16 protein-coding genes are annotated in these 21557 nt (G+C 61.9%); 10 read left to right on the forward strand and 6 right to left on the reverse strand.

The features are described 5' to 3' along the window. Window positions 1–33 precede the first annotated feature (33 nt). From JYU29_RS04295 to JYU29_RS04310, 4 genes are all read left to right on the forward strand, one after another. The gene (locus tag JYU29_RS04295) at window positions 34–1578 is read left to right on the forward strand and encodes a Do family serine endopeptidase (protein WP_213983496.1); all 1545 of its coding nucleotides are present in this window, start codon (window positions 34–36) and stop codon (window positions 1576–1578) included. Window positions 1579–1764: 186 nt separating this feature from the next. Further along, on the forward strand, window positions 1765–2439 hold the full coding sequence (locus JYU29_RS04300) for a response regulator transcription factor (protein ID WP_213984259.1): 675 nt from the start codon (window positions 1765–1767) through the stop codon (window positions 2437–2439). A 9-nt stretch (window positions 2440–2448) separates the two neighbouring features. Continuing rightward, entirely contained in the window at window positions 2449–3927 is a 1479-nt protein-coding gene (locus JYU29_RS04305) for a sensor histidine kinase (protein ID WP_213983497.1), read from the forward strand. After that, on the forward strand, window positions 3902–6865 hold the full coding sequence (locus JYU29_RS04310) for a bifunctional [glutamine synthetase] adenylyltransferase/[glutamine synthetase]-adenylyl-L-tyrosine phosphorylase (RefSeq protein ID WP_213983498.1): 2964 nt from the start codon (window positions 3902–3904) through the stop codon (window positions 6863–6865). Before JYU29_RS04305 ends, JYU29_RS04310 begins: the two co-directional genes overlap by 26 nt. A 5-nt stretch (window positions 6866–6870) precedes the next feature. On the opposite strand, the gene JYU29_RS04315 is transcribed toward JYU29_RS04310, so the two are convergent. Both JYU29_RS04315 and pepN read right to left on the reverse strand, forming a co-directional pair. After that, window positions 6871–9201, reverse strand: coding sequence for a PAS domain-containing sensor histidine kinase (locus JYU29_RS04315; protein ID WP_213983499.1), 2331 nt, complete (start codon window positions 9199–9201; stop codon window positions 6871–6873). 137 nt (window positions 9202–9338) lie between these two features. Further along, the gene (gene pepN / locus JYU29_RS04320; protein ID WP_213983500.1) at window positions 9339–11981 is read right to left on the reverse strand and encodes an aminopeptidase N; all 2643 of its coding nucleotides are present in this window, start codon (window positions 11979–11981) and stop codon (window positions 9339–9341) included. Between the two features lie 242 nt (window positions 11982–12223). Between pepN and JYU29_RS04325 the strand changes: the two genes are divergently transcribed. Both JYU29_RS04325 and JYU29_RS04330 read left to right on the forward strand, forming a co-directional pair. After that, the gene (locus tag JYU29_RS04325; RefSeq protein ID WP_347879848.1) at window positions 12224–13195 is read left to right on the forward strand and encodes a DMT family transporter; all 972 of its coding nucleotides are present in this window, start codon (window positions 12224–12226) and stop codon (window positions 13193–13195) included. A 146-nt stretch (window positions 13196–13341) separates the two neighbouring features. After that, window positions 13342–14571 carry an NAD(P)/FAD-dependent oxidoreductase gene (locus JYU29_RS04330; RefSeq protein WP_213983501.1) on the forward strand — a complete coding sequence of 410 codons (1230 nt, stop codon included), beginning with the start codon at window positions 13342–13344 and terminating at the stop codon, window positions 14569–14571. Here JYU29_RS04330 and JYU29_RS04335 read toward each other — a convergent pair whose 3' ends face one another. Further along, the gene (locus JYU29_RS04335) at window positions 14572–15414 is read right to left on the reverse strand and encodes a uracil-DNA glycosylase (protein WP_213983502.1); all 843 of its coding nucleotides are present in this window, start codon (window positions 15412–15414) and stop codon (window positions 14572–14574) included. It lies immediately after the preceding gene. A gap of 213 nt (window positions 15415–15627) precedes the next feature. Here JYU29_RS04335 and JYU29_RS04340 point away from each other — a divergent pair, with 213 nt between their 5' ends. Then, window positions 15628–17352 (forward strand): electron transfer flavoprotein-ubiquinone oxidoreductase, encoded by a 1725-nt coding sequence (locus tag JYU29_RS04340; protein WP_213983503.1) that lies wholly within the window; start codon window positions 15628–15630, stop codon window positions 17350–17352. A gap of 109 nt (window positions 17353–17461) precedes the next feature. Next, window positions 17462–17908, forward strand: a complete 447-nt coding sequence (locus JYU29_RS04345) for a GFA family protein (RefSeq protein WP_213983504.1) — start codon at window positions 17462–17464, stop codon at window positions 17906–17908. Window positions 17909–17920: 12 nt separating this feature from the next. Here JYU29_RS04345 and JYU29_RS04350 read toward each other — a convergent pair whose 3' ends face one another. Then, the gene (locus JYU29_RS04350) at window positions 17921–19423 is read right to left on the reverse strand and encodes an AMP nucleosidase (protein ID WP_213983505.1); all 1503 of its coding nucleotides are present in this window, start codon (window positions 19421–19423) and stop codon (window positions 17921–17923) included. Window positions 19424–19497: 74 nt separating this feature from the next. Further along, window positions 19498–19656, reverse strand: a complete 159-nt coding sequence (locus JYU29_RS04355; protein WP_213983506.1) for a hypothetical protein — start codon at window positions 19654–19656, stop codon at window positions 19498–19500. Between the two features lie 168 nt (window positions 19657–19824). On the opposite strand from JYU29_RS04355, the gene JYU29_RS04360 reads away from it, so the two are divergent. Next, window positions 19825–20526 carry a glutathione S-transferase N-terminal domain-containing protein gene (locus JYU29_RS04360; RefSeq protein ID WP_213983507.1) on the forward strand — a complete coding sequence of 234 codons (702 nt, stop codon included), beginning with the start codon at window positions 19825–19827 and terminating at the stop codon, window positions 20524–20526. 37 nt (window positions 20527–20563) lie between these two features. Here JYU29_RS04360 and JYU29_RS04365 read toward each other — a convergent pair whose 3' ends face one another. Then, window positions 20564–20908 carry a DUF2147 domain-containing protein gene (locus JYU29_RS04365; protein WP_213983508.1) on the reverse strand — a complete coding sequence of 115 codons (345 nt, stop codon included), beginning with the start codon at window positions 20906–20908 and terminating at the stop codon, window positions 20564–20566. Between the two features lie 357 nt (window positions 20909–21265). Between JYU29_RS04365 and JYU29_RS04370 the strand changes: the two genes are divergently transcribed. Continuing rightward, window positions 21266–21532, forward strand: a complete 267-nt coding sequence (locus JYU29_RS04370; RefSeq protein WP_213983509.1) for an SEL1-like repeat protein — start codon at window positions 21266–21268, stop codon at window positions 21530–21532. Window positions 21533–21557 lie beyond the last annotated feature (25 nt).

Here is a 21557-nt window from a genome sequence, read left to right on the forward strand (position 1 = left end):
AACAGTATTTCGATGGCAAGGAGATCCGAGATCATGAGCAACTCCAGCAAATCATCCCTCAGCGTACGCAGCCGCTTCCTGGCAGCTGCCGCTTCGCTGGCAATCATCGCAGGCACGGGCTTCGGCGTCGTGACCAGCGGCACAGGTCAGGTGTTGGCGGAAGCGGTCACCGTTGCACCGCAGAACCAGACGACGGGCTTCGGCGACGTCGTGGAAAAGGTCAGCCCGGCCGTTGTCAGCGTGATGGTCAAGGGCAAGACCCAGACCGCCTCGAACAACAGTGGCCCGTCGCAGATCCCCGGCTTCGACGACCTTCCGGACAATCATCCGCTCAAGCGCTTCTTCCGTGAATTCGGCGGACCGGATGGTCGCGATCAGGGCCGCCGCTTCGAGCGTCGTGGCGAACGCCGTCACAACCCGGAACGTCCGATCGCACAGGGCTCCGGCTTCTTCATTTCCGAAGACGGCTATCTCGTCACCAACAACCACGTTGTTGAAGGCGGCGACGCTTACAGCGTCAAGATGGACGATGGCGCCGAGTACGACGCCAAGCTGATCGGCCGCGATCCGCGCACCGACTTGGCCGTTCTCAAGGTCGACAACAAGGATCGCAAGTTCACCTATGTCGGCTTTGCCGATGATTCCAAGGTGCGCGTCGGCGATTGGGTCGTGGCAGTCGGCAACCCGTTCGGTCTGGGCGGCACGGTGACGGCTGGTATCGTGTCGGCCCGCGGCCGTGACATCGGCGCTGGTCCTTACGACGACTTCCTGCAGATCGACGCTGCCGTTAACCGCGGCAACTCCGGTGGTCCGGCCTTCAACACCAATGGTGAAGTGGTTGGCGTGAACACCGCGATCTTCTCGCCATCGGGCGGCAATGTCGGCATCGCCTTCGCCATTCCGGCGACCACCGTGAAGGACGTCGTCACCACCCTGATGGAAGGCAAGTCGATCGAGCGCGGTTGGCTGGGCGTTCAGATCCAGCCGGTTACGCCGGAAATCGCCGAATCCATCGGTCTGGATGACGCGAAGGGCGCGATCGTTGCTTCGGCACAGGATGACAGCCCTGCAGCCAAGGCCGGCGTGAAGGACGGCGACGTCATCACCGCGGTTGATGGTGAAAGCGTTTCGACGCCGCGTGAGCTTGCCCGGGTGATCGGTTCGGCACGTCCTGGCAAGGATGTGAAGATCGACCTGTGGCGCAACGGCAAGGCTGAGACCATCAACGTGAAGCTCGGCGTGCTGCCAGGCGACGACAAGCTTGCTTCGCAGGGCAACGACGACCAGCAGGACGAAGACCAGACGAGCTCGCTCGACGACTTCGGCATGACCGTCGCTCCCGCTGACGACGGCAAGGGCGTGGTGATCACGCAGGTCGATCCCGACAGCGATGCCGCGTCCCGTGGTCTGGCTTCCGGCGACGTGATCGTGTCCGTGAACTCCAAGGAAGTCACGAGCCCGGATGATGTCGAAGCCGCCATCAAGGAAGCCGCCAAGGCCGGCCGCAAGCAGGTGCTGGTTCAGGTGACCCGCGACGACGTCAACCGCTTCGTCGCCCTTCCAACCGATCAGGGCTGATCGCCCTGTACGATCCGGCAGGCTTTCCCTTGACCCTGCCGGATCGTGACCAAGACCGCCTCCTTCGCGAGGCCGATGGCAGCAGCGGGCGTTCTGTTCGCTGCTGCACGCTTTTGGGGAAAGGATACGATCATGCTGAACGATTCTTCTTTCCAGCTTCCCGACCTGTCTTCATATACTGGTGGCATGAAAATCCTTCTCATCGAAGATGATCGCGAAGCCGCGGACTATCTGGAAAAGGCGCTGAACGAGGTCGGGCACACCGTTCATGTCGCGCGTGACGGCGAATCCGGTTTTGTGCTGGCCGACAATGGCGACTACGATGTCATGGTGGTCGACCGCATGTTGCCCAAGCGGGACGGCCTTTCGGTGGTCGCGGGGCTGCGTTCGCGCGGCAACGATACGCCCGCGCTGATTCTTTCGGCGCTCGGCCAGGTGGACGACCGCGTCACGGGCCTGCGGGCCGGCGGCGACGATTATCTGACCAAGCCCTATGCCTTTTCCGAACTGCTTGCTCGCATCGAAGTGCTGAACCGCCGCAGCGGCGCCAAGGAGGTCGAAACGACCTACCGCGTCGGCGATCTCGAGCTCGACCGTTTGTCGCATGTCGTGAAGCGGGCAGGGCAGGAAGTGACCTTGCAGCCGCGCGAGTTCCGCTTGCTGGAATACCTCATGCGCCATGCCGGCCAGGTGGTGACGCGCACGATGCTGCTCGAAAATGTCTGGGATTATCATTTCGACCCGCAGACCAACGTCATCGACGTGCATGTGTCGCGGCTGCGCTCCAAGATCGAAAAGGGCTTCGAAGGCCCCGTTCTGCATACGGTGCGTGGCGCCGGCTATATGCTCAAGGCGAGCTGAGTTTTTCTTATGTTTGCCCGCCTTTCGGCCACGATGAAGACCACTGCGGCCCGGCTGTCGGCGCTATATCTCCTCCTCTTCGCCGGCTGCGCCATTCTTCTCGTTGTTTATATGACGTCCTTGTCCGGCCGAATGCTGGTTGGGCAGATCCAGGACACGATCAACGAAGAAATGGCCGGGCTCGGTCGTGCTTACCAGCGCGGCGGCCTGACGACGCTGGTGCGGGTGATCGAGATGCGCTCGCGGCAACCCGGGGCCAATCTCTACCTCATCACCGATCCACAAGGGCGCATTCTCGCGGGCAACGTGCAGAGCCTGCAGCCTGGCGTTCTGGACGAACAGGGCTGGACGAACCGCCCTTTCAATTATCAGCGCTATGGCGAAGCGGAGGGTGAGGGACGCGCGCCGCGCTATGGCGAGGAAGCGGCCGTCGATGTTGATCCGAAGCTGCCGGTGCATTCCGCGACCGCGCTCGTGTTGCGCCTGCCCAACCAGATGATCGTCATGGTTGGCCGCGATCTCGGCGAACCGGAGCGCTTTCGTCAGGTGGTGCAGCGCGCGCTGATCGTGACGCTCGGCATCATGGGGCTGGGTGCGCTGTTGATCTGGTTCTTCGTCGGACGGACAGCGCTGCGCCGCATCGACCGCATCTCGGAAGCCAGCCGCCGCATCATGGGCGGCGACCTCAGCGGCCGTCTGCCGGTGGAAGGCAGCGGCGACGAATTCGACCGCCTGTCGGAAAACCTCAACGAGATGCTGGCAAAGATCGCCGCCTTGAACGAAGGGCTGCGGCAGGTTTCCGATAACATTGCCCATGATCTGAAAACCCCGCTGACCCGTTTGCGCAACCGCGCCGAGGCCGCATTGGCAACATCGAAGGACAGCGCCGAATATCGTGAAGTCCTTGAAGGCACGATCATCGAATCCGATCAGCTGATCCGCACCTTCAACGCCATCCTGATGATCTCGCGCCTTGAAGCCGGTTATTCCGCTGAAGCGATGGTGGATGTGGATCTGACCGCGATCGCCAGGGACGTGGCCGAGCTCTACGAGCCTGCAGCCGAGGAAGTCGGCGTCGTCATGGAAAGCGCTGTCGATGTTTCGGCGACCGTGCACGGCAATCGCGAACTGATCGGACAGGCGCTGTCCAACATCGTCGATAACGCCATCAAATATTCGGCGAGTGCCGATGGCGGCTCGCGGGTCGTAGTAACCCTGACCGCCGATGATGTCGAAGCAAGGCTGACGGTACGCGACACCGGTCCAGGCATCCCGGAAGACGATCGTGCGCGCGCCACCGAGCGGTTCGTGCGACTGGAAAAGAGCCGCTCGCAGCCGGGCTCGGGTCTGGGGTTGAGCCTGGCCAAGGCGGTGATGGGCTTCCACCAAGGTCGTTTGGAACTGGCTGACGCCGAGCCGGGTTTGCTGGTATCGATGATTTTTCCGATGATCAGGAAACCGGATGAAGCAGCGGACAAACCGGGATAGGCAAGCAGAAGACGGCACGATCTGGTTCAACCAACCCGTGCAGCCCCTGCCGCCGCTCGATGCCGAAGACGCCAGGGAAGCGCTTGGCGAACTGGCCTCTGCCGCGCAGGAGCAGGACGCTCTTCAACTCGCTCAGCTGTGTGCCGGCGAGAGCCCGCTTTCCACGTTCCTTGGCAGCGTCCTGTCGCTCTCGCCTTTTCTGAAGAGCGCCTTCCTGCGCCGGCCGCAGATCCTCGAAGCCTTGTTCACGCAGTCGCTTTTCGATCGCCTGGTTAAGATCGAAGCTGAAATCCTGGAACCGGTCGAGGGCGAGACGGAAAGCCGGTTAATGACGCGCCTGCGCCGGCTGAAGGGCGAAGCGCATGCGCTGATCGGTTTGGCGGATCTGGCGCGCACCCAGGACACGCAGGCCACCATCCACCAGCTGTCGAGCCTCGCCGATGCCTGCCTCCGTGCAGCGGTTCGATATCTGCTGCGGGATGCACACACCAGCGGCAAGCTGAAACTGCCGGACCCGGACAAGCCGGAAGAAAACAGCGGCTGGATCCTGCTCGGCATGGGCAAGCTCGGCGCGCGGGAGCTGAACTTCTCCTCCGACATCGATCTGATCGTGCTGTTCGATCCGGCAGCGCCCGCCATCACCGAGCCCGATGAAGCGGGTGAGCTGTTCATGCGGCTGACGCGCCGGCTGGTGCGCATTCTTCATGACCGAACCGGCGACGGCTACGTTTTCCGAACCGATCTGCGTTTGCGGCCGGACCCCGGCTCGACACCCCTCGCGATCTCCGTTGACGCCGCGCTTTCCTATTACGAAGCACGCGGCCAGAACTGGGAACGTGCCGCCATGATCAAGGCGCGGCCGGTTGCGGGCGACGAACAGGCGGGCACGCGCTTTCTTGGCGAGCTGCGCCCTTATGTCTGGCGCAAATATATGGACTACGCGGCGATCGCCGATGTGCATTCCATCAAGCGCCAGATCCATGCTCATCGCGGCCATGGCGATGTCGCCGTGCGCGGCCACAATGTGAAGCTCGGCCGTGGCGGCATTCGCGAGATCGAGTTCTTCGTTCAAACCCAGCAGCTGATCGCTGGTGGCCGCTTTCCCGAGCTGCGCGGACGCGAGACCGTCGCGATGCTGGACATGCTGGCAGACCAGAACTGGATTACGGCCGATGCAGCCGCGACCCTGCAAAGGCTTTACTGGTATCTGCGCGATGTCGAACATCGCATCCAGATCGTGGCCGATGAGCAAAGCCATGTTCTGCCCGAAGACGATGAGGGCTTTTCACGAATTGCCCGCCTCATGGGCTGCGAGCAGGACGAAGCCTTTGCCGCCGACTTTCGCGCTGCGCTGCACGCGGTCGAGCAGCACTACGCCGCCCTGTTCGAAACCGCGCCGAAGCTGTCGGACAAGGTCGGCAATCTCGTTTTCACAGGCGATGTTGACGATCCCGATACGCTGCACACCCTGACGGGCCTCGGCTTCGAGCGACCGTCCGACATGATCCGGCTGATCCGCGGATGGCACTTCGGCCGCTACCGCGCGACCCGCTCGGCCGAAGCGCGCGAGCGACTGACCGAACTGACGCCGGCCCTTCTGCAGGCTTTCGGCGAAACGCGGCGTGCGGATGATGCGGCGATCCGCTTCGATGCCTTCTTGTCCGGCCTGCCTGCCGGCATCCAGCTGTTTTCTCTCCTGCAGAACAACCCGTCGCTGCTGCGCCTGCTTGTCACGATCATGGGGGCGGCACCACGGCTTGCCGAAACGGTCACCCGCAGCCCGCATGTGTTCGATGGCCTGCTCGATCCCTCGCTTTTGTCCGAACTGCCCAACCGCGACTATCTGTCCGGTCGGCTCACGACCTTTCTTGAAGGCGCGATCAGCTTCGAGGAAGCGCTTGATCGGCTGCGCATCTTTGCCGCCGAACAGCGCTTCCTGATCGGCGTGCGGCTTCTCACCGGCTCGATCGATGCACCGCGTGCAGGTCGCACCTTTTCCGATCTGGCCGATCTCACCATCGGCCATGCCTTTTCCGCCGTGGAAGCCGAGATGGCGCAGAAGCATGGCCGCATCCCGGGCGCGCGTGCGGTGATCCTTGGCATGGGCAAGCTCGGCAGCCGCGAACTGACGGCAGGGTCCGATGTCGACCTGATCCTGATCTACGATCACGACGAAAAGGCCGACTGGTCGGATGGCTACAAGCCGCTGGAGCCGACACGCTATTTCGCTCGTCTGACGCAGCGACTGATCGCGGCGGTGTCGGCGCCGACCTCGAAGGGCATCCTCTACGATCTCGATTTGCGTTTGCGCCCGTCCGGCAACAAGGGGCCGGTGGCGACCCACCTCGATGCCTTCCGCAAATACCAGCAGCACGACGCCTGGACCTGGGAGCATATGGCGCTGACCCGCGCGCGCCCGATCTCCGGCGACACCACCCTGGCATCCGAACTGCAGGAAGACATCGTAGCCATCATTGCAACGTCGCGAAACGCAGCTGAGGTGAAGGCCGCGGCAACCGAGATGCGCGACCTGCTTGAGCAGGAAAAGCCCGCAACCGATCGATGGGACCTCAAGCTCGTTCCCGGCGGCGTGATCGATCTCGAATTCATCGCGCAGGTCGCGAGCCTGATTGGTGCCGTTCAGGATGACACCGAGCGGGAAACAGGCACGGCGGCGGTTCTCGCCCATATCGACCCGGTTTTCGCCGATGCCGGCGACGTCGACACGCTCGTCGCCGCCCATCAGCTCTACACAGCCGTCATGCAGGTCATCAGGCTTTGCGTCGTCGGTACCTTCGACAAGACCGACATGCCGCCGGCCCTGTCCGATATCCTTCTCCGGGCGACCGACACGCCTGAAATGTCGGTGCTCGATGCGCTGCTTGTTGAAACACAAACAAATGTGCGCGCCATCTTTGACCGGCTGCTTCGCTCGTAGCGCGATCAGGCGGCGCGCAGCTGTGCCTGATGCTGGGCAGGCAGGCGGACCGAAACCACCGTTCCCGATCCTTCAACCGACCGGATCTTGAGCGAGCCGCCATTGAGCTCGGCCAGCGAGCGCGAAATGGCAAGGCCGAGACCGGAGCCGGTATGGTTCTTCGACATCTGGTTCTGCACCTGCTCGAACGGCGTTCCGAGCTTGCTCAGCGCATCCTTCGGAATGCCGCAGCCATTGTCTTCGATCGTCAGCAGCAGGGCCCCGGACGCATGGCGTGCGCGCACCGAGATGCGGCCGCCCTGACCGGTGAACTTCACCGCGTTCGACAGAAGGTTGATCGCGATCTGCTTCACCGCGCGCTTGTCTGCGAAAGCCGTCAGCGTGTCGGCGATCTTGGTGTCGATGGTGATCGTCTTGGCCTGTGCCTGCAGCGCGATCACCTTGACGGCTTCGGTGATCAGCGGCGCGAGATCGACTTCCTCGCGGTCCACGGTGAAGTGGCCGGCTTCGATCTTCGACATATCGAGAATGTCGTTGATGACGCCCAGAAGATACGTGCCGCTCGAATTGATGTCGCGGGCATACTCGGCATAGCGCTCCGAACCCAGCGGTCCGAAGAAGCCTGATGCCATCAGTTCGGAAAAGCCGATGATGGCGTTGAGCGGCGTGCGCAGCTCGTGGCTCATATTGGCGAGGAATTCCGACTTGGCGCGGTTGGCGGCCTCGGCGCGTTCCGTTTCATGCATGTATTTTCGGTTGAGATCGGCGAGTTCCGCCACGCGCTCTTCTTCGGCGCGGCGTGCCAAGCTGAGATCGTGAATGGTCGCCATCTGGCGCCGCTCGCTTTCGGTCAGCCGTTCCTGATGCTGCTTCAGCTGCGTGATGTCCGAACCCACCGACACGATGCCGCCATCGCGCGTCCGCAGCTCGTTGACCTGCAGCCAGCGACCATCGGCCACCTGCCGCTCATAGGTCGCGCCGCCGAACGGACCGTTGGAGTTCACGAGCCGGCGCTCTGACACGAACTTCGTCATGCGCTGTTCGATCGCGCGGCGCTCGGTGCCTTCCGCCAGATCGTCCAGCGACAAACCGACATCGCCGGCGAATTTGCTGTTGCACATCACGAGGCGGTTGTCGGCGTCCCACAAAACGAAGGATTCCGAAATGCTCTCGATGGCCGTGCGCAGGCGCTGATCGGCTGCTTCCGATTGCTGCGCCAGCGTGCGCTGCTCGGTGACATCCACGGCAATGCCGATGAGGTGGATTTCGTCCGCGTCCGGATCGACAACCGTCGCACGCGCACGCATCCAGACCCAATGGCCTTCGGCATGGCGCATACGGAAGATGTGGTCGATCTGGTCGGTCTGCTTGGACACGATGCGATTGGCCAGCGCAAACAGGTCGCCATCGTCGGGATGGATGATTTCCGCGACATCGCCGAACGACAGCATCGTGTCGAAGGCCTCATAGCCCAGCATGTCATACATGGAGCGCGACCAGTACATGCGGCCGCGATGCAGATCCCAGTCCCACAAACCGCAGCGGCCGCGCACAAGCGCCAGATCGATGCGCTGATGCGCTTCGAGATAGATGCGATCGGCCGAGCGAGCGCGTGAGGACTGGCCGAAATAGGCGTACAGGATCACGATCATCACACCGGCGGTCAGCACATACAGCGTGACATTGAGCGACACCGTCTTGCGCCAGTCCGCAAAGACCGCGTCATGCGAGATCATGGAAATGGCGGCGGCCGAGCGATCCGGCATCAGGCTCATGGCGGCGAACCATTCTTCGCCGTTCATGGAAACGGTGAGAACGCCGGCGCGTTCACCGAACAGGAACAGCGGCTGGCTGCCGATCAGAACCTGTTCAAGCGAGCGGCCGAGCAAACCGCTCTGGTCGGGCGACGCAGCCGTGACCTTGAAGCGGGCATCGGTCAGAGCGAGCACATGATGGTTGCCGAGCGAGCTGAAGCCGCGCGAATAGTTGAGCGTGCTGTCCGATGCGGCCTTGCGCGCTTCGGGCGTATCGCCGGAATGCTCGTAGCCGCGAATGATGTCGGCAGCCGTCAGCGCGAGGATCGTGCGCGCATTGCGCTCGACCTCTTCTTGCGCGGTCATCAGCGAAAGAACACGCGTCGCGGCGACAACGATCAGAAACACCACGATCAGGCTGGGAATGGAGCGGCGTAGGATCGGTTCGGCCGCAAGCAGTCGCTGATACGCTGGATGCGCAAGCGAGCGGGCTGTTCCCGCCAATGCCGAGCGGTGCTTCGCTGCGCTTGCTCGCGCATGCGACCGCTTACCGTCCGCGCGCCACGCGTCCGCCTTTCCCATCAATGGGCCCCCGAATTGCTCTTGCTACTGAAACGATCCGAGAACGCCGCACTGCCGAATCTAACCTAAAGAATCAGACCTGATTCGCCGTGTCCAGCCCTTTGCGCGCCTTTGAAGACGAGCGTTGCAAAGAAGACTCAAGCCAGCGTTCGTTCCACGATGTCGCGCAGGTCCGACGACAGGTCCTTGTGCTGGCTAATCGCGACCAAAGCTTGGCGGGCTTTGTCCTGTCTTTCCGGCTCGAGCGAGCGCCACGACCGGAAAGCGGTGGCGATGCGGGCGGCCACCTGTGGATTGCGGCGCTCCACCTCGATCACGGCATCGGCAAACAGCGTGTAGCCGGACCCATCAGCCGCATGGAACGCGGTCTGGTTGGCCGCCGCAAACGCGCCCACCAGCGATCGCACGCGGTTGGGGTTGTCGATCGAGAAGCCTTCGTGGCGCATCAGGCGGCGCACGGCGTCCACGGTTGCAGCGCCAGGAACCGTCGCCTGGATCTGGAACCACTTGTCCATGACGAGCGGTTCGGTGCGGAAGCGGTGTTCGAAATCGGCAAGCGCGGCAACGGCTTCCGGTGATCCGCTCTGGCGATGCGCAAGCACAGCCAAAGCTGCTGCGCGATCCGTCATGTTGGTCGCGCGCTCATACTGGCTGGCAGCGCGCTCCACCGCGCCTGCCGGTGTCGAAAGGTAATCGAGCAGCACGTTGCGCAATGCGCGCTTGCCGGCACTGGCGGCGTCGGGGCTGAAGGCTCCGCTTGCCGCCATTTCCTCGTAGATCAGGGCAAAGCGGTCCGCATTGGCCGAAGCAATGGCAAGCACCAGCGCGTTGCGTGCGCCAAGAATGGCATCGGGATCGATGCCTTGTCCGATCTCGCGCGCGATATCGCCTTCACCCGGCAAAGACAGCGCCAGCGCGCGGTACGCAGGCTCGAGCGACGCATCGCTTGCCGTGTCGCCCACCAGGGCCAGCAGCGCTTCATCGAAAACCGGCGTGTCACCGCCGCGGATCGTGCGATAGGCCTGCGTCAAAGCCTGCGTGGCGAGCGTGGTCATGGATTGCCAGCGGGCAAACAGATCGCTGTCGTGGCGCGCAAGAAACATCCGGTCCTCCGCCGTTTGCTCCATCGCCAGCATGATCGGCGCGGAAAATCCGCGATTGATCGAAAGCACCGGCCGCTCGGCCACATCCGTAAAGCGAACGGTCTGCTGGCGCTTGCGCAGGTGGATGACGTCGCCCTCGACGCTGTCATCTGCGGCATGCACGGCCATGTCATGACCGTCCGGTCCCACTAGGCCGAACTGCAGGGGAATGTGCATCAGCCGCTTGCTGCTTTCCGTTGGCGTCGGTGCCAGCGCCTGTTCCAGATGCAGGGTCACTTCGCGCTTGGCGGCGTCATGGCGCAGGGCGACCTGAACGCTCGGCGTGCCGGCCTGATGATACCAGAGTGCGAACTGCTGGAGATCGCGGCCGGACACATCCTCAAAAACCTTCAGGAAATCCTCGATCGTCGCCGCGTCGCCATCATGGCGTTCGAAATAAAGATCCATGCCGCGCCGAAAGTCAGCGGCGCCCAGAATGGTGCGGATCATGCGCACCACTTCCGAACCCTTTTCGTAAACGGTCGACGTGTAGAAGTTGTTGATCTCGCGATAACGGCGCGGCCGCACGGGATGCGCGAGCGGTCCCTGATCTTCGGGGAATTGCTGTGCCCGCAGACCCCGCACTTCGGCAATGCGCTTCACCGCCCGCGAGCGCTGGTCGGCGGAGAACTCATGATCGCGATAAACCGTCAGCCCTTCCTTGAGGCAAAGCTGGAACCAGTCGCGGCAAGTGATTCTGTTGCCTGTCCAATTGTGGAAATACTCATGCGCGATCACCGCTTCGATGCCGGCGTAATCGGCATCCGTTGCGGTGACTTCGTCGGCCAGAACATATTTGTCGTTGAAGATGTTGAGACCCTTGTTCTCCATCGCGCCCATGTTGAAGTCTGACACGGCGACGATGTTGAACACGTCCAGATCATATTCCAGCCCGAACACCTCCTCGTCCCAGCGCATGGAGCGCTTCAGCGCGTCCATCGCATAGGCGGCACGCGCTTCCTTGCCATGTTCGACATAGATGCCGAGCTCGACCTCACGGCCGCTCATGGTCGTGAAGCTGTCGGTGATCACACCGAGATTGCCGCCAACAAGCGCGAAGAGATAGGACGGCTTGGGGAAGGGGTCATGCCACACGGCGTAATGTTGGCCGTCTGCCAGCGATCCGCTTTCCACGGGATTGCCGTTGGATAGCAAAAGCGGCGTTTCGCTGGCGTCGGCTTCCAGCCGCACCGTGTAAACCGACAGAACATCGGGGCGATCAAGGAAATAGGTGATGCGCCGGAAGCCTTCCGCTTCGCATTGCGTCGTGTAGTTGCCGCTTGAACGATAAAGGCCGGACAGTGCCTTGTTGTTTTCTGGCGCGATCTCCGTTTCGATCTGCACGGTGAACGTGTCGGCTTGCGGCAGCGCGTTGATGGTCAGGCGGTCCGGCGTCGCCTGATAGCTTGCCGCGTCTAGAACCGTTCCGTTGATCGAAAGCGAACGCAGTTGCAGTTCGTCGCCATCCAGAACGAGTGCTGCATTGCTCGGCCCGCCGCTGCGCGTGCGGATCGTCAGATCAGCCTGAACGAGCGTCCTGGTGGGGTGCAGCTTGAAGGTAAGCCGGGTTTCCGGGATCAGGAACTCGCTTGGCCTGTAATCCTCAAGCTTGAACACCTGACCTGTGTCGACGCGCATACCTGTTTCCTCGGGAAGGGCCGCGCCAGCTGAAACAAGGGCGGCGGGATCGCTGATCCGGCGTTCTTATTACGGATGCCGTTTTGAAACAAATCGGCAACAGCGTCTTGGCCTACCACTTTCGCCCTCATGAATGCTGGCTTGCTCCGGCGGATTCACTTAAGCGGGGTGCAACGCAAATTCGAGCCTGTTCAGCCTCGTTGTTCGAGCATGGCATTCCACCGACAGCCGCGGACGCGACAGTGAAATCTTCCAGCAAAGCCGCTTCCAGGCGCCACGAACCGAGCGACTCGCGACCCTTGCTGGCGATCGGGCTGAAGGTCGCGTCGATCCTGTTCTTTCTCGGCATGAGCATCTGCTTGAAGGCGGCGGGCGACGTGCCGTTGGGCCAGCTGGTCTTCTATCGCTCGGCTTTCGCCATAGTTCCGATCATGCTGATGCTGGCCTGGCACAGGAAGCTGTTGAGCGGGATCAAGACCAATCATGCCGCAAGCCACGTGCTGCGCGGTCTGGTCGGTGTCGCCTCCATGGGGCTGCAGTTCTTTGCCCTCATGCATCTGCCTTTGCCCGAAGCCGTGACACTGAACTACGCGCAGCCGCTTTTCGTGATCGTCTTCAGCGCGGTGTTCCTGGGCGAGGTCGTGCGCGCCTATCGCTGGGGCGCGGTGATGATCGGCCTGGTGGGCGTCATCATCATCTCCTGGCCGAGCCTGTCGCTTTTCACGTCCGGCCAAGGCTTCACCAACGGGCAGGCCGCAGGCGTGACCGCCGCGTTGACGGCAACGGCCGTTTCCGCCGTGGCGCTGTTGCTCGTGCGACGTCTGGTGAAAACCGAAGAGAGCGGCACCATCGTTCTCTGGTTTTCGCTGACATCCACCGTGGTCGGCCTTCTGACTTTGCCCTTCGGCTGGATTTCGCTCAGCTGGACCCAGTTCACCGTGCTCATAACGGCGGGGCTCTGCGGTGGTGTTGCGCAGATCCTGATGACCGAAGGCTACCGCCACGCCGAAGTTTCGACCGTCGCGCCATTCGAATACACGTCCATGATCTGGGCAATCGCCGCCGGTTACTTCCTGTTCGGAGAAGTGGCTTCGATCAACATGCTGGTCGGCGGTGTGATCGTGATCATCGCGGGACTGTTCATCATCTGGCGCGAGCGTCGTCTTGGACTGGAGCGCGCTGCCGCCAAGCGGGTCACGCCGCCGGGGCCATGAAGCAGGTCACGCCGCCCGGCCCATAATGCCGCAGCAACGGCTGATCGCCTGGTCCAATCTTTACTTCTGGATGAAGATGCTTCGATCTTGATCCCGTGTCGGGCGAGTGCCACGACAGTATCGCTAAGGCAGGGAAGACTTTGATCATGGCGGATTGCATTGTTCTCGGCGCGGGGATGGTGGGCGTCAGCACCGCGCTCGCTTTGCAGGCGAAGGGACGTTCGGTTGTTCTGGTCGATCGTCGCGGCGCTGGCGAAGAAACCAGCTACGGCAATGCCGGCATCATCCAGGGCGAAGCGGTCGAGCCTTACGCCTTTCCGCGTGATCTCGGCTCCATGGTATCGATCGCGCTCAAGCGCGGCAACGAGGTCAACTGGAACCTGTCCGCACTGCCGAACTGGGCCGCACCCGTTCTGCGCTACTTCCGCCATTCCAGCCCGTCGCGCTACAAGACGATCTCGCAGACCTATTCGCAGCTGATCCATCGGGCCACCGCCGATCATGCCCCGCTGATCAAGGCCTCGGGCTCCGACAATCTCATCCAGCGCGACGGCTTCCGTCAGGTGTTCCGCACGCCCAAGCGCATGGAAGAGGGCGCCCGCACGGCCGAGCGTTTGAACGAAGCCTACGGCGTCGGCATCAGCATCGAAACCGCAAGTGAGTTGAAGGCGGCCGAGCCCAATCTGCGCCGCGAGCTTCAGGGTGCCGTGCGCTGGACCGAGCCATGGACCTGCTCCAGCCCCGGCGGTCTGACGGCCAATTATGCGCGGCTGTTCCAGGAGCGCGGCGGGCGTTTCATCAGCGGCGATGCCACGACGCTTCAGCAGGTCGGCTCCGGCTGGCGGGTCAAAACGGATGACGGCGTCATCGAAGCGTCCGATGTCGTGGTGGCTCTCGGCCCATGGTCACCGCAACTGCTGAAGCATTTCGGCTACAAAATCCCCATGCTGTTCAAGCGCGGCTATCATCGCCATTACCAAGGCGGCAAAAGCCCGACCGTCGCCGTCATGGATGCCGAAAACGCTGCCATCATCGCCCCGATGATCGCCGGCTCGCGCGTGCTTACCGGCGCCGAGCTGACCCACTTCGACGCCGCACCCGCTCTGCGCCAGCTCAACCGGGCCGAAAGCAGCATCCGCGAACTGTTCGACCTCGGCGAGCCAGTGGAAAACGAACCCTGGTGGGGCAACCGGCCCTGCATGCCCGACATGCTGCCAGTTGTCGGCGCCGCGCGCCGTCACAAAGGCCTCTGGTTCAACTTCGGCCACGGCCATCAGGGCTTCACGCTCGGCCCCACAACGGCAGCGCTCCTTGCCGACAAGATGGCGGGCGAGGGCGATCCGGCGCTGGTGGATCGCCTGTCGCTGGATCGCTGATCAGGCTTCTTTAAGCCGCGCCTTGATCTCCAGAAGGTCGCGCCAGGCGAGCTTCTTGTGCGCGGGCGTTTGCAGCAAGCGCTCGGGGTTCAGGGTCGGCATGCCCGGAATCTCCACCCCACCGGCTGTCGGATGCACCGTCCACGTGCCGCGAGTGCGCATCAGGTTGGCCTTGGTGTGCAGGATCGTGCGCGCCGAGCAGTTGCCGAGCGTCACCAGGATCTTCGGCGCAACAAGCTCGATCTGGCGTTCGATGAACGGCCGGCAGATCTCGATCTCGAGCTGCGAAGGATCGCGATTGCCCGGCGGCCGCCACGGGATGAACGTCGCGAGATAGGCCTGATCGCGATCAAGCCCGATCGCCGCCAGCATGCGGTCGAGCAGCTGTCCGGCGCGCCCTAGAAACGGCAGCCCTTCCATATCCTCGTCACGCCCCGGCGCTTCGCCGATAAACATGATCGGCGCTTGCGGATTGCCATCCGAAAACACCGTCTGCTTGGCCGTGAATTTCAGATTGCAGCCGTCGAAACCGTCCAGCACGCCGCGCAACTCGTCCAGGGTGGACGCCGCTTGCGCCAGCTCCCGCGCACGTGCCGCCTGTGCTTCGGCCGGAATGGTCGGCTGGCCGGCGGGCGCGAAGATGGCAGGGGGAGCAACAGGTTGCGTTTGAACGACAGGTCGCGCTTGTTGCGTGCTAGGTTCGGCAGCGCTTTGCCGCGGCATCACCCGCTTGGCACTTTCGGCGAACCGATCATGCGGCTCGTCGTCCAGCGCATCGCTGTAGCCGGCATCGGCATAAAAGCGCAGCAGCGCTTCAATATCGGCTTCGATCCTGTCGGGCATGATCTCCTTTTCAACTTCTCTGTGTAAGGATGCAAGCGCCTGATCGTGACGGGCAGGACAGAGCGGCGCATTCGGTTTAGAAAACGGTCAAAGACGCGACGTTTTGCGCCGTGGGAGTTGCGAAAAAGACGTGCTTCCGCACCAAAACATGCGTTATGCACGATGAAACAGGAGCTTGGAGGCGCTTGGGACCTGCGCCCCGGAGGAAAATACATGGACGAGATCGAACGCGAAAGCATGGAATTTGACGTGGTGATCGTCGGCGCCGGTCCCGCCGGTCTCGCCGCCGCCATCCGCTTGAAGCAGGTCAATCCCGATCTTTCGGTCGTGGTGCTGGAAAAGGGCGGCGAAGTCGGTGCCCATATTCTGTCAGGCGCCGTTGTCGATCCAACCGGCATCAATCAGCTGCTTCCGGACTGGCGCGAAGATCCCGAGCATCCGTTCAAGACGCCGGTCACGAAAGACCAGTTCTTCCTGATGGGGCCGGCGGGCTCGCTGCCCCTGCCGAACTTCATGATGCCGCCGCTGATGAACAATCACGGCAACTATGTCGTGTCGCTCGGCAATATGTGCCGCTGGCTGGCCACGAAGGCCGAAGCGCTGGGCGTCGAAATCTATCCCGGCTTCGCGGCCTCTGAAGTCATGTATAATGACGAAGGTGCGGTTATCGGCGTCATCACCGGCGACATGGGCGTGGAGCGCAACGGCGAGCCCGGCCCGAACTTTGCGCCCGGCATGGCACTGCTCGGCAAATACGTGCTGTTGGGTGAGGGCGCCCGCGGTTCGCTGTCCAAGGTCGTGATCAAGAAGTTTGGTCTTGATGAAGGACGTGAGCCCGGCAAATACGGCATCGGCCTCAAGGAGCTCTGGCAGGTCAGCCCGGAAAAGCATCAGCCCGGCCTCGTTCAGCACTCATTCGGCTGGCCGCTCGATCGCGCTACCGGTGGCGGCTCGTTCCTGTATCACCTCGAGAACAACACCGTCGCCGTCGGCTTCGTGGTGCATCTCAACTACAAGAACCCCTACATCTCGCCGTTCGAGGAATTCCAGCGCTTCAAGGCGCATCCGCGCGTCCGCGACACATTCGAAGGCGGCAAGCGCCTGTCCTACGGCGCGCGTGCGATCACCGAAGGCGGCTATCAGTCGGTGCCGAAACTGTCCTTCCCGGGTGGCGCGCTGATCGGGTGTTCGGCCGGCTTCGTCAACGTCCCCCGCATCAAGGGTTCGCATAACGCCGTTCTGTCCGGCATGATGGCTGCCGAGCATGCGGCGGAAGCCATCGCGGCCGGTCGGACCAATGACGAACTGGTTGCTTACGAAAACGCCTGGCGTGGTTCGGCCATCGGCAAGGACCTCTACAAGGTTCGCAACGTCAAGCCGCTCTGGTCGAAGCTGGGCATCGCCGGCATCGCGCTGGGTGGCCTCGATATGTGGATGAACACGCTGTTCGGCTGGTCGCCGTTCGGCACGATGAAGCATGGCAAGCCGGACTACGCTTCCACCGAACCCGCTTCCAAGCACCGCCCGATCGATTACCCCCGCCCGGACGGTGTTTTGACCTTCGACCGCCTGTCGTCGGTCTTCCTGTCCAGCACCAACCACGACGAGAACGAGCCCGTTCATTTGCAGGTGCTCGATCCCGCCTTGCAGAAGCAATCCGAATTGGGCGTCTTTTCCGGACCTTCGACCCGCTACTGCCCAGCCGGGGTTTATGAGTGGGTGGATGAAGACGGCAATTCCGTTGCCGGTGGTCCAGGTTCGCCGAAGGGCGAAAAGGGCAGTGAAAACCGCGCTGACGGCGATGCCAGCCAGGCCCGCTTCGTGATCAACGCGCAGAACTGCGTCCACTGCAAGACCTGCGACATCAAGGACCCCAACCAGAACATCAACTGGGTCCCGCCCCAAGGCGGCGAAGGTCCGGTCTACGCCAACATGTAAATGCGAAAAGCCGGGCCAAACGCCCGGCTTGTTTGTCGATCAGCATTCGCATTGCCTCCTGGTGGACGGAGCATCATGATGTCAGACACTTCAACGGAGGAGAATGCGCATGATCAGCCAACAGGAAGTGAAGCGTGATGCGGCGTTGCGGGAAGGCGGCTGCTTGTGCGGACGCTTGCGCTACCGCGTGACAGGCGAGCCGAAAGCGGTGAACGCCTGTCACTGCCGCGATTGCCAGCGCATCACCGGTTCGGCCTTCGCAATCAATGCCATGTTTGAAACGGCTTCGGTGGAAACACTCGGATCATCCTGGTCTGGTCATGACCAGATCGGAAGCGAGTTCGGGCAGCGCAAGTGGCAATGCGCGGAATGCGGCGTGCTGCTCTTTGCCGATCATCCCTTCTACGGAGATGACATGCGGTTCATCCGGGTCGGGACGCTCGATCATGGAGAGCAAATCCAACCGGACGCACACTACTTCGTACGCAGCAAACATCCGTGGGTGGTGATCCCGTCGGGCCTGCCTCAATACGAGACGCTGCCGGACGGGGTCTGAGACCAAAAGGTTCTACTGAAACGCCGTTTCCGAAAATGAGCGCAGCTTGCGCGAATGGAGCCGTTCCAGCGGCATGTCGGCGAGCTTTTCCAGTGCGCGGATGCCGATTGTCAGGTGCTGTGACACTTGCCGCTTGTAGAAGTCCGTTGCCATGCCGGGAAGCTTCAGCTCGCCATGCAGCGGCTTGTCGGACACGCAAAGCAGCGTTCCATAAGGCACGCGGAAGCGGAAGCCATTGGCCGCGATGGTCGCGCTTTCCATGTCGAGACCGATCGCACGGGATTGCGACAGGCGCTGCACCGGCCCTTTCTGGTCCCGCAGTTCCCAGTTGCGATTGTCGATCGTTGCAACCGTGCCCGTGCGCATGATGCGTTTCAGTTCATAGCCGGACAGTCCGGTGACCTCAGCCACAGCCTCCTGCAGCGCGACCTGAACTTCAGCCAAAGCGGGGATCGGCACCCAGACCGGCAGGTCGTCGTCGAGCACATGGTCTTCTCTGACATAAGCATGCGCCAGAACATAGTCACCCAGCGCCTGCGTGTTGCGAAGCCCGGCGCAATGGCCCAGCATGAGCCAGACATGCGGCCGCAGCACCGCGATATGGTCGGTAATCGTCTTGGCGTTGGAAGGGCCGACGCCGATATTCACCATCGTGATGCCGGCATGGCCGGGCTTGGCCAGGTGATAGGCCGGCATCTGCGGCAAGCGGATCGGCATCGCGCCCTCGCGGGCCTCGCTCTGGCCCGGAAGCGTGACGAGGTTGCCGGGCTCCACGAAGCTCTCATAGCCTCCACCACCCTCGGCCATCAGCTTGCGGGCATAGGCGCAGAACTCGTCGATATAGAACTGGTAGTTCGTGAACAGCACGAAGTTCTGGAAATGCTGCGGCCCGGTTGCGGTGTAATGCGCCAGCCGATGCAGCGAATAATCGATGCGCTGCGCCGTGAAGGGCGCCAGCGGTGCGGGCTCGCCGGGGGCAGGCTCATAGGTCCCGTTGGCGATCAGATCGTCCGTCGCGTTCAGGTCCGGCACGTCGAACATGTCGCGCAGCGGCCGGGTGATCCGCTCCGCCGCAGCACCTTCCACATAGGTCCCTTCGAAGAAGGCGAAATGCAGCGGGATCGGCGTCTCCGATTCCTGAACGATGATCGGCACACCGTGATTGCGGATGATCAGATGCAGCTGCTCGACGAGGTAGTGCCTGAACAGGTCCGGGCGCGTCACCGTTGTCGTATATTGCCCCGGCGCCGGCATGTGACCATAGGCATGCCGCGAGTCGATCAGGGCAAAGGATGAGGTGGTGACCGAGATTTCCGGATAAAAGGCGCGATAGCGATGATCCGTGCTTCCGCCGTCAGCCAGTGCCGAAAAGCTGTCGCGCAGGAACCGGGTGTTGCGCTCGTAAAGCCAGATCAGCGCGTCCACGGCCTCTTCGGCATTGGTGAAGCTCTTGCGCCCGTAGGCTTCGGGACCGGAGATATCCTGGATCGGTGTCGGGTAGATTCGCTTTTCCATGCCTTTATATAAGACGACGCCCCTCTTTGTGGGAGAGGCGTAGCGGCATTAGATGGCGCTGGAATGACGCCTGGTTACGGCTTGTCCCATCGGCAAGCATAGTCGTTGAACCAGGTGCAGGAAATGCTGCCGTCGTTGACGCGCCCGCGCGTTGTTTCGGCCACCACCATGGAAAGCATCATCCCGAAGATCATGGTCATCAGACAAACGATGGCGAAGCGGCGGGCGAGCATGGTTGCGTTCCTCCAAAGGTGTTGGACCAACTATGAGGCTGGCGCGCTGAATTCTCCCTGAGATTGCCGTTCATCCTGCGTTCAACAAAATTGAGCCGCATTTCAGCCTTGGTGGCTCGAAACCTCTAGGGATGGCGCCATATCAGGTCGAACCGAAGGAGAGCTGCCATGCCCGAACAAACAAAGCCGATCGAACTCCATTACTGGCCGACGCCCAATGGCTGGAAGGTCTCCATCATGTTGGAGGAGCTCGGCGTCCCCTATGACCTGAAGCTCGTGAACATCGGCAAGGGCGAGCAGTTCGAGCCGTCTTTCCTGGCGATCTCCCCCAACAACCGCATGCCCGCGATCGTGGATCCGGAAGGTCCGGACGGTCAGCCGATTTCGGTGTTCGAGTCCGGTGCGATCCTGCAATATCTCGGACGCAAGTTCGGCAAGTTCTATCCAAGCGATGAGCGTAGCCGTGTGGAAGTCGACCAGTGGCTGTTCTGGCAGATGGGCGGTCTTGGACCGATGGCCGGACAGGCCCACCACTTCCGCCAATATGCGCCGGAAAAGATCGAATACGGCATCAACCGCTACACCAATGAGGTGAACCGGCTTTATGGCGTCATGAACAAGCGTTTGGCGGATCGCGACTATCTCGCCGGTGAGTATTCCATCGCTGACATGGCCTGCGTCGGCTGGATCAAGCCGTACAAGAACCAGGGTCAGGACCTGAACGACTTCCCGAACCTCAAGCGCTGGTTCGAGGCCGTGACCGCGCGTCCGGCCGTCGAGCGTGGTCTGGCAGTGGCTATTGAAGCGCGCTCCAACCTTGCCGATGACAAGGAAGCGCAGAAAATCATGTTCAACCAAAAGGCGCGCTGACGTCTCAAGAACGGCAGCGCGCGAAGCGTTGCCGTTCTTACAAACGCTTCCAGTTCTGGCCGCGGCAGATCAACCCGCCCAGAACGCAGCCCTTCATGGACAAGCCATTGCCGGACAGGGTCGCCTTGCCCGCATAGGTCTTGTCGTTGGTCGGATCGGTCACTTCACCGGAATAGCGGTTGTCGCCATCGGCATTCATGCGGCCGATCTGCTTGCCCTTATACTTGCCGCTGCGCACCGTGATGCAGAACGCTTTGCCACAGGACGCGATCTCGGCGGTCTCACCATTGTCGGTCTTCCACTTGCCTTCAATGTCATCGGCGAAAGCCAAGCCCGGCGCCGCGATCATTGCCAGCACAGAAACGATTATCAGACGCTTCATTCACTCCTCCCCAGACGCTTCCTCGAGAACGCTGCGGAGTGAGCTTAATGAGAACATCGCGCTTGCGGAAGCAGCGTTTTGTGCTGCGAGATGGGCAAGTCGCGTTCTGACATGTGCAAGTCACGGTTATCAAACCGTCACTCAGCGGCTGCCGGAGTTCCGCACGTTTTTACCGAAATGCCAGCATCCGCGCGGGTTCTCATCCTTAAGAATGAGTCACCTTTACTTCTTGTTTTATGTTTGTTTTCCGGGGGTTAAGCACATGGCTTAACGACAGATTCAAGCCGAAGGTGCATTCTCGAACCATCAGAAAGAGGCCGGAAAACAAGGTCTCAGGGGCTAACAGGGATCGAGACAATGGCACGCTTTGAAATCCTCGACGACCAACCATCTTCGATGGCCACCACCACCCACGCCGACATCCTTTTCGACCTCGGCTTGATGTACACCACCGGCCGCGATTGCCCGGTTGATCTGGTTGCCGCGCACAAATGGTTCAACATCGCGGCCATCAAGGGCTGCGAACGCGCCAGCAGCATGCGGGCTGAAGTGTCGGCCAGCATGAACAAGGCCGATCTCGCCAAGGCGCTTCGTCAGGCGCGCGACTGGATGACGGTGCACTAAAAACAAAAAGGGAGCAGCGCGTTAT

Origin of the sequence: Tianweitania aestuarii (assembly GCF_018457165.1) — a bacterium.
Lineage (GTDB): Bacteria > Pseudomonadota > Alphaproteobacteria > Rhizobiales > Rhizobiaceae > Tianweitania > Tianweitania aestuarii.

Excerpts from the sequence above, each read along its gene's own strand:
- JYU29_RS04295 (WP_213983496.1), top strand. The coding sequence starts at position 34 with ATGAGCAACTCCAGCAAATCATCCCTCAGCGTACGCAGCCGCTTCCTG.
- JYU29_RS04300 (WP_213984259.1), top strand. The coding sequence starts at position 1,765 with ATGAAAATCCTTCTCATCGAAGATGATCGCGAAGCCGCGGACTATCTG.
- JYU29_RS04305 (WP_213983497.1), top strand. The coding sequence starts at position 2,449 with ATGTTTGCCCGCCTTTCGGCCACGATGAAGACCACTGCGGCCCGGCTG.
- JYU29_RS04310 (WP_213983498.1), top strand. The coding sequence starts at position 3,902 with ATGAAGCAGCGGACAAACCGGGATAGGCAAGCAGAAGACGGCACGATC.
- JYU29_RS04315 (WP_213983499.1), bottom strand. The coding sequence starts at position 9,201 with ATGGGAAAGGCGGACGCGTGGCGCGCGGACGGTAAGCGGTCGCATGCG.
- pepN (WP_213983500.1), bottom strand. The coding sequence starts at position 11,981 with ATGCGCGTCGACACAGGTCAGGTGTTCAAGCTTGAGGATTACAGGCCA.
- JYU29_RS04330 (WP_213983501.1), top strand. The coding sequence starts at position 13,342 with ATGGCGGATTGCATTGTTCTCGGCGCGGGGATGGTGGGCGTCAGCACC.
- JYU29_RS04335 (WP_213983502.1), bottom strand. The coding sequence starts at position 15,414 with ATGCCCGACAGGATCGAAGCCGATATTGAAGCGCTGCTGCGCTTTTAT.
- JYU29_RS04340 (WP_213983503.1), top strand. The coding sequence starts at position 15,628 with ATGGACGAGATCGAACGCGAAAGCATGGAATTTGACGTGGTGATCGTC.
- JYU29_RS04345 (WP_213983504.1), top strand. The coding sequence starts at position 17,462 with ATGATCAGCCAACAGGAAGTGAAGCGTGATGCGGCGTTGCGGGAAGGC.
- JYU29_RS04350 (WP_213983505.1), bottom strand. The coding sequence starts at position 19,423 with ATGGAAAAGCGAATCTACCCGACACCGATCCAGGATATCTCCGGTCCC.
- JYU29_RS04355 (WP_213983506.1), bottom strand. The coding sequence starts at position 19,656 with ATGCTCGCCCGCCGCTTCGCCATCGTTTGTCTGATGACCATGATCTTC.
- JYU29_RS04360 (WP_213983507.1), top strand. The coding sequence starts at position 19,825 with ATGCCCGAACAAACAAAGCCGATCGAACTCCATTACTGGCCGACGCCC.
- JYU29_RS04365 (WP_213983508.1), bottom strand. The coding sequence starts at position 20,908 with ATGAAGCGTCTGATAATCGTTTCTGTGCTGGCAATGATCGCGGCGCCG.
- JYU29_RS04370 (WP_213983509.1), top strand. The coding sequence starts at position 21,266 with ATGGCACGCTTTGAAATCCTCGACGACCAACCATCTTCGATGGCCACC.